The organism is Paenibacillus elgii NBRC 100335, assembly GCF_004000865.1.
GTDB classification, from domain to species: domain Bacteria; phylum Bacillota; class Bacilli; order Paenibacillales; family NBRC-103111; genus Paenibacillus_G; species Paenibacillus_G elgii.
In genome coordinates this window covers 56962-65355 of record NZ_BIMB01000039.1, presented here as the reverse complement: position 1 = coordinate 65355, position 8394 = coordinate 56962, and the positions used below count along the sequence as shown (strand labels likewise).

The following is an 8394-nucleotide window of genomic DNA, read 5'->3' as shown; positions in this document are numbered from 1 at the left end:
GAAGCGGCGTTCGCCGCCGGCCCACGCCGGGGTTGTTGATCCGCCGCGGCCGAAGCCGCCGCCGGCGCGCACGGTCTCCAGGAGCTCCTGCGGCAGCTCCTGAAGGAACCGGGACGGCGCGTTCGCCGTCGTCCGTCCGAACAGCGTGCGCATCCGGGCGCACGTGAGGAACAACTCCTCCTCGGCCCGGGTGATGCCGACGTAGGCGAGGCGCCGCTCCTCCTCCAGCTCCTCGTTGTCCATCAAGGCGCGGCTGTGCGGGAATACGCCTTCCTCCAGACCCATGATGAAGACGACGGGGAACTCGAGTCCTTTGGCGCTGTGCATCGTCATGAGCACGACGCCTTGTTTTCCCGCTTCCGGGTCCTGATTCATCGAATCAATGTCCGCGATCAGCGCCAGATCGGTCAGGAACGAGACGAGGGATTTATCCTCGTTGCGTTTCTCGAAGTCCATCGTCACGGACAGGAACTCGTCGATGTTCTCCAGCCGCGCCTGCGACTCGATCGTATTTTCCCGCTTCAGTTCCTCACGATAGCCGCTCATCTCGAGCATTTTTTCCGTCAGTTCGGTTACGGACAAATAATCGACCATCCGGTACAGGTTCTCGATCATATCGCGGAAATCCGCCAGCGCGTTGCGGGCCTTGGCGCCGATCTCCATGCTGTCCACGTTCTCCAGCATCGCAAACATCGATACGCCGAATTGCCCCGCCGCTGCACCCAGCCGCTCAACGGTCGTATCTCCGATGCCCCGTTTCGGCACATTGACGATCCGCGCAAAGCTGATATCGTCGTCCGGGTTCGAGATGAGCCGCAGGTAGGCGAGAATGTCCTTGATCTCTTTGCGGTCGTAGAACTTGATGCCCCCCACGATCTGATAAGGAATATCCGATTTGATCAAAATTTCCTCAACAACCCGGGACTGCGCGTTCGTGCGGTACAATATGGCGTGGTCGCTGAACCGGCGGCCTTTGTCCACATTTTTGCGGATTTCGCCGGTGATGAAATAGCCTTCCTCATGCTCGGAATCGGCTTGGTAAAGCCGGATTTTCTGCCCATCGCCCTTGTCGGTCCACAGGTTTTTGGGCTTGCGTCCGGTGTTGTTGGCGATCACTTTGTTCGCGGCGTTCAAAATATTCGAGGTCGAGCGGTAATTTTGCTCGAGCAAAATGGTGGTGGCGTTCGGGTAATCTTTTTCGAAATCGAGAATGTTGCTGATATCGGCCCCGCGCCAGCGGTAAATCGACTGGTCGCTGTCGCCGACGACGCAAATGCGCTTGTACTTGTCGGCCAGCATCCGGCACAGCATATACTGGGCGCGGTTCGTATCCTGATATTCGTCGACGTGAAGATACTGAAATTTGTTCTGGTAAAAATCGAGCACCTCGGGCACTTGCTGGAACAGCTCGATCGTGGTCATGATCAGGTCGTCGAAGTCAAGCGAGTTGTTGGCCTTCAGCTTGCGCTGGTAGGACGAATATACTTTGGCGACGATGCCGTCGAAGTAATCGCCGATTTTGCGCTCGAATTTCTCCGGCGTCAGCAGCTCGTTCTTGGCGTTGCTGATGGCGGCCTGGACCGCTTTGGGCTCGAATTTTTTCGAGTCGATGTTCATCTCTTTCATGCAATTTTTGATCACGGAAAGCTGGTCGCCCGAATCGAGAATCGTAAAATTCGACGTGAAGCCGATCCGCGAAATGTCCCGGCGCAAAATACGCACGCACATCGAGTGGAAGGTGGATACCCAAATATCCTGCCCCTGCGGGCCGACGAGGGCGCTGACGCGCTCCTGCATCTCCCTCGCCGCTTTGTTCGTGAACGTAATGGCCAAAATGCTCCACGGCGCCGCTTTGCGCGTCCCGATCAAATATGCGATCCGGTGCGTCAGTACGCGGGTTTTGCCGCTGCCCGCCCCGGCCATGATCAGCAGAGGTCCATCCGTCGTTTCGACAGCGCGTCTTTGCTGCGGGTTGAGCTTTTGAATCGCTTTGAGTATATCGATAGGTTCGTTGATCATTATTTTTATTTCCTTTCTACCGCATTTCCATTACCGCCGGGACCGTAGCCAGCGCCCGTTCAAGATCATCGTATACCGCGTTGCCTACAACGACGGTATGTGCCGCCTTGGCCGCCTCACGCGCTTTCTCCGGACTGTCGATGCCTCCGCCGTAAAATAGCCGCGCCTGGGAAAGAAGCTGCTTCACCCGGCCGACCAGTTCCATATCGCCGAACACACCACTGTACTCTAAATAAACGATCGGGCTGCGGAACAAACGATCGGCTATGCGGGCATAGGCCTCCACATCTTTCGCGTCGAGCCGCACATCGGCTTCGGTCAGCCTGGCCGCCGTGGAATCGCCGTTCAATATAATGTAGCCTTCGGGGACGAGCTCGTCCCAATCCAGAATCGCGCCGTATTCCTTCAGCGCCTGCTGATGACGCCCGACGATCCACTGCGTGTCCCCGGCGTTCAGCACGATCGGGATCATAAACAAGTCAAACCCCGGCACGATCGCTTCCGTGTCCGATACTTCCAAGACGCACGGCACTTCATACCGACGGATGCGCGCCAGCAGGTCGACGGTGTTGTCGAAGGTGACGCCGGACGAGCCGCCGACCATCACCGCATCGGTGCCGGAGAGGCAGATGCGCTCAAGCGCGTCGTCGCTGATCTCCCGGTCCGGATCAAGTTTAAACACATGCTTCCATTCTTCCATACGCAAATGCAAAGAAATTGCCTCCTGTCCGTTAAACGCGGCAAGCCCGCCGCCCCCGGAAAAGGAACGTACGGAGCTGATTCATCCTGTCTCAAGTCAAGTCTATGCGAGCCTGCGCCCGGTGTCAATGAAGCCGACGGGAATGGCTCTTCTTCCTATTATACCATAAAATAAGCAAGGAATAGGAATGCTTGTTCGTCTGCATCGGACGTTTGACCAAACCATTTTCACAGCCGGCATACAAAAAAACAGACCGGCATGTAATAGACACCAGTCTGCTGTAAATAAAGTGTTTTGGCGGTTCAAGAGCGGGTCTTGAATTCGCTGACGATCAAGCGGTCGCCTTGTACGCTGTAAGCGGACTCGTGATGCATGACGGATTCGCTGTAGTCCTGCTTCGATCTGCCGGTCAGGCTGAGCTTGTACTGCCCTTCGCCAGGCTGCGATTTTTGCAGCTCGTACTGCCCCCATTCGCTGCGCAGGCCCAGCATCGCCTTGGTGCTGTTCGCTTGGTACGTTCCGATCCGGGGGTCCCGGCGGTAAAAGTAATCGATCATCCGCCGCGCCATGTCGGGCGTGTATACTTTCCCCAGCTGCGTCTGCATCTCGCGCATCGCGTGTTCGTCCATCTCCCCGGTAACCGGCGAAGAAAGCACTTTATGCGTCCAGTCGTCCACTTGCTTGATCCAAGCGATGATCTCTTGATCGGACTTGTTCATGATTTCTTTTCCCATCGGTGGCGGCTCGATTTGGCTGAACGTCTGAAGCAGCCTCTCGCGGCCGACCGTTTTTTGCAGCGTCTTCATATCGGTGGCGTGGCGATCGGGCTCCCTTGTGCAGCCGCACAGAAGCGCCGCGGCCAGAAGCAGCGTGACGATGATTTTCACCCGGATGATGCCCCTTCCGTGTTGGCTTTTTTTTCGTATTATGGTTCAAAAACGAAAAAATATACCAGACTTGCGGAGAAGGCCCCAAGCAATACACTTGCTCATGAGAGTTGCTTGTACCGTCTGATCGCTTACAAGCTCTTCATCTGGCCCATGTAGGCGCGGCGGGTGAGCAGAAAATAACCAAATTGCAGCAAGGCAAAAACGGAAATGACCATCGCCCCGTAAGACCATACGTTCATCGAGAGCAAATTAGCCAGCGTCTTGTAAGCGAAAGCCGCGTGAGCCGCGCCTACGACAACCGGGAGCAGGAACAGCAAGCCGATCTGCACGTTAATGATGCGCCGGATTTCAGGCACGGACATCCCGATCCGCATCAGCGCGCGATATTGATGGTCGTCTTCCTGCAGCTCGGTGAACAGTTTGAAATACAGCATGCTCGCCGAGGCGACAAAGAACAGGAAGCTGACGAACAGACCGATGAGCAGCATCAATGACGAACTTTGTTTGTTTGCGGCGTAGATCGAGGCGGGGCTAAATAACTTTTTCCGCTGATCTTCGGGAATGGACTGCTTTACTTTCTCCACTGTATCGATATGCTCCTGCCAGCGGTTCAAATCAAAGCCGTAATAGACAAGCTTCCGGTCGTCAGGCACCTTGCCCATCATCTGCGCATATTCCCCGTCATTGACCACGAGCAGCCCGCTCGCTTCTCCTACCAGATTGATGACGCCTCCCGTTACCTGCCCGTCCATCTCCAGCGGCCAGGTTTGCCCGTTTAATTGAACGGTTCGCTGCGAACCCTTTTCCATTAGTTTGATGTCGCTCATTCGGTAAGGATAGCTGAATACGGCATGCCCCGGCGCGATCTGAAGCGGAGCTGCATACTCGATTCCTTCCGCTGCCCGATTGTAATCCGATTCCGATATGAGCAGCGCCGTCGTATCGGATGCGCGGGAGCCGTCCAGCTTAAGCGGGACCTGTGCGCCTGCGATTTTCAATTCTTTAGCTACGCTCGCTCTTTCAGCGGCCAATACGGCCTTGATCTTCTCGGGGTCTATCCCTTTAGGAGCAGTGAGCCCTTGTTGGGTAAAGCTTATCGTATTCGGAAACTGCTCCATCGCCTGCTTGTCGCTGTTCTTATAAAACACGTAAATCGTGCCCGATGCCGTCAAAATGACCGCGCTCAAAACCGAAACGACGAACAGCGTGCGCGCGTTGTCTTTCATTTTGAACGCAAGCTGCGAGACGGCAATCATATTTGTCCTGTTGTAGTAAAAGCCCGTCATTCGCTGCAAACTGCGGATCATCGCCACGCTCGCCTGCGTAAACAGGAAATAGGTGCCGAGTACGGTTAAAAAAATGATCGGCAGCATAAGGTGCAAAATAAGCCTCAGCGAAGTCGTAAACGCCAAATAATAGCCGCCTCCAAGGCAAACAACCGCCAAGACGGTAAGCCACGGCGAAGCCACGGGAGGCTTCTTCGGCTGTTTGGCCGCCCGCAATAGCGCGATGATCTGGCTACGGCCCACGCTAAACATCGCAAACAAGGTCATCGCGAGAAACAAGGCCAGAAAGCCGATGACCGTCTGAAGCAGCGCCTGGGACGGCACGACGAAGCGGATCGGACTATCTATTTGAAGCAAACGTGCAATAGCCAGGAAAAACAGCTTCGAGAACAGCATGCCGGTACCGATCCCGACGCCGATCGACAGCAGGCCGATCATCATCTGCTCGTAGAACATCAGGCGACAGATCTGCGAACGGGTCATTCCGAACAAGGTGAGCAGGCCGAATTCTTTCTTGCGCGTCTTGAGAAAAGCAAAGCTGGCGTACAGCACGAAGAAAAACGAGAAGATGACGATCAGAATCTGACAGGCGAAGAGCACTTGCTTCACCATGCTCGCGGCTTTGATATTCCCGTTTGCGATTTCGGGATGGTAAATGAACGATCCGAACATATAAAAAACCATGACGGAAAAAGCGCTGCTCAGAAAAAATGCGACATACCGGTGCCAATTGCCTTGAATATTTTTAAGGGCGAGCTGTCGGAAGTTCATCGAAGTTCCCTCCCAGCACGCTCAGGGTGTCCAAAATTTGCTGAAAAAAAGCTTGACGGTTCGCGCCGCGGCGAATTTCCGAGAAAAGCTTGCCGTCCTTGATGAACAAGACCCGCTTGCAGTAGCTGGCAGCAAATGGATCGTGCGTCACCATCAGGATGGTCACTTCCCGCTCCTCGTTAAGGCCTCGCAGCGACTCCATCACGTCCTTGGCCGCCTTCGAATCCAGATTACCTGTCAATTCGTCCGCCAGCAGCAACGACGGACGATGAATGATGGCGCGCGCAATGGCCGTGCGCTGCTGCTGCCCCCCGGATACCTCGTACGTCCGTTTGGATAAAATCGGGGTAATGCCGAGAACCTCGGCGATTTCTGCCACACGCCGTTCAATCTCGGAAGGCTTCGTCCCTTCCAGCACGAGCGGCAAAATGATGTTTTCTTTGATCGAGAGCGTCTCCAGCAGGTTGAAATCTTGAAACACGAAGCCGAGCTCGCGGCGGCGGAATAAAGCAAGCTGCTTATTGTTCAGCCCCGCCGGGTCGGTGCCGTTGATTTCAATATGTCCCGAGGTCGGTTTGTCGATCGTGGCGAGCAGATTGAGCAGCGTCGTCTTGCCGCTGCCCGACGGCCCCATAATACCGGTGAATTCTCCCCGTCCGATTTCCAGCGAGATATGCTCGAGCGCTTTATAAACGACGCCTTTGCCGGCGCTGCCGTATATTTTGGACAAGGCGTCCGTCTTCAGTACAGTAGTCACGATGCGGGTCCTCCTTTGATCTCTTCACTCTGCCTGTAGTATACGAAGGTTCCGCCGGCCCAGCCATCGATTCACCTTACATCGCGATCCCGTTTTCTTACAACACTGTCACTTTAGGGGCAGCAGCCCTTCGTGCAGCGCTCCGCTGCGTGGAAAATGAAGGCGGACGATCGTACCTTCCCCGAGCTTCGATTCGATCTCGAGCCGGTGTCCAAGCCTCCGGCACGCTTCCTTGGCGACAAACAGCCCCATACCGGTCGATTCGGCGACGAGCCTGCCGTTCTCGCCGGTAAAAAAAGGATCGAACACCCGCGGAAGATCCTGCTCGGCGATGCCGATCCCTTCGTCCTGAAATACAGCGTGGCAGCCGTTGCTGTCCTTCGTGATCGTCACGATCAGCGATTTGCTGCCGTCGTGCTTGCTTTTGGAATATTTAATCGCATTCGAGACGATTTGATGCAAAATGATGCCGAGCCATTTATCGTCCGTATCGATGTAGCACGCTTCGTGGCTGGCAATCAGCTTCGGATATATCCGGTAGCGGATGCATGCCTTCTTGTGCTCGTTGATGACATGGCGGACCGCTTGCAGCAGATCGACCTTCTGCATGCGAAGATCCGCCTCGAACTTCTCAAGCCGTGCCGTATGCAGCATCATGTCGAGGCCATGACGCAGCTTCTCGTTTTCTTCCTGGATGCTCTCCAGCACTACCCCTACCGGACGTTGGGGCGCTTCCTTCGGCGCGGCGTGCGGCTGCTCGGTCAGCAGTCCAATGACGGACACCGGCGTTTTCATTTGATGCACCCACAACCGAACGAATGTTTGGAACTGATCTTGGGAAGCCCGATGCTTCTCGAGCCGGTCGGTATAAGCGCCGTATAATTCCAACAGCAGCTCTACGGCACTCCGCTGCTCCCGAGTGACGCCCGTAGGCAGGCTTATGACACCCTCCATCGCCTTGGGCTTGCGGCCGGTCAGCCCACTTTGCTTCAGACTTCGAAGGCCTTGGAAATACCCGCGCTGTCTGATGTAGTCGAGGAGCAAGAACGAAGCGAGCCCCGCTGCCGATAGTACAGCCATGTAGGCGATATTGCTTCCGTCGAGCGATACGTTTTTACCCAGCAGGTCCAGTTGTACGACTGCCGCGATTAAGCCCACATTGATCCAATAAATGACGATAAATCCGATGCGGTCGGCCAAAAAGTCGCGAAAGCTCATCCTTCGCCCTCCCAGGAAGACTGAAGCCGGTACCCTTGGCCACGGACCGTTTCGATGGCATGCGTGATGCCGAGCTCCTCTAATTTTTTGCGCACCCTCGTCACATTCACCGTCAGCGTATTGTCGTCGACAAAGTCGATATCGTCCCACAGCGCTTCAAGCAGCCGTTCGCGGGACACGACTTCCCCCGCCTGCTTCAGCAGGAGATCCAGCAGCAGCAGCTCGTTGCGGCTGAGGTCCACTCTGCGTCCCTGCCATTCGGCCGAGTTCCGGGTCCGGTCGATGAACAGGCCGTTCAGCTCCGTCAGCTCGCGTCCGGTCTGCACCTGTGCATATTCCCCATAGGCACGGCGCAGAGCGCTTTTGATCTTCGCCATGACGACTTCCGAATGAAACGGCTTCGTTATGTAATCGTCGCCGCCGTTCTCAATCGCCATGATCTGGTCCATTTCCCCGACCCGCGCGGACATGAACAAGATCGGCACGCTGGAGACGGTGCGAATCTGACGGCACCAATAAAAGCCGTCATAGCTAGGCAAATTGATATCGAGCAGCACAAGCTCGGGCTTATGCCGAAGGAACGCGTCTTTAATATGTTTATAATCGGTCGTCCGAACCGCTTCGTACCCGTACTTTTCCAAGTATTCCTGAAGGATACCGGCAATCTTATCGTCATCCTCCACGATCAGAATACGATACATCTTCCCAAGTCCCCTCTCCGTTTCGCTACGGAAATATTATACCCTTTTTTTG

General features: G+C 55.4%; 7 protein-coding genes. All 7 read right to left on the bottom strand.

The features are described from left to right. Window positions 1-2019 (bottom strand): DNA helicase PcrA (gene pcrA / locus PEL01S_RS24270; protein WP_127462102.1); only part of this gene is annotated, 2019 nt, incomplete at its 3' end. Window positions 2020-2035: 16 nt separating this feature from the next. Next, window positions 2036-2719 carry a heptaprenylglyceryl phosphate synthase gene (gene pcrB, locus PEL01S_RS24265; protein WP_127462104.1) on the bottom strand — a complete coding sequence of 228 codons (684 nt, stop codon included), beginning with the start codon at window positions 2717-2719 and terminating at the stop codon, window positions 2036-2038. Between the two features lie 302 nt (window positions 2720-3021). After that, on the bottom strand, window positions 3022-3606 hold the full coding sequence (locus PEL01S_RS24260; RefSeq protein WP_108535242.1) for a hypothetical protein: 585 nt from the start codon (window positions 3604-3606) through the stop codon (window positions 3022-3024). A 131-nt stretch (window positions 3607-3737) separates the two neighbouring features. Continuing rightward, a complete protein-coding gene (locus PEL01S_RS24255; protein WP_127462101.1) occupies window positions 3738-5666 on the bottom strand; it encodes an ABC transporter permease in 1929 nt (642 codons plus the stop codon). Next, window positions 5641-6423 carry an ABC transporter ATP-binding protein gene (locus tag PEL01S_RS24250; protein ID WP_036683108.1) on the bottom strand — a complete coding sequence of 261 codons (783 nt, stop codon included), beginning with the start codon at window positions 6421-6423 and terminating at the stop codon, window positions 5641-5643. Before PEL01S_RS24250 ends, PEL01S_RS24255 begins: the two co-directional genes overlap by 26 nt. Window positions 6424-6531: 108 nt before the next feature. After that, window positions 6532-7641 carry a sensor histidine kinase gene (locus PEL01S_RS24245; protein WP_127462100.1) on the bottom strand — a complete coding sequence of 370 codons (1110 nt, stop codon included), beginning with the start codon at window positions 7639-7641 and terminating at the stop codon, window positions 6532-6534. After that, window positions 7638-8342: a response regulator transcription factor gene (locus PEL01S_RS24240; RefSeq protein ID WP_127462099.1), complete on the bottom strand. Its 705-nt coding sequence runs from the start codon at window positions 8340-8342 to the stop codon at window positions 7638-7640. The genes PEL01S_RS24245 and PEL01S_RS24240 overlap by 4 nt, the downstream gene beginning before the upstream one ends. Window positions 8343-8394 lie beyond the last annotated feature (52 nt).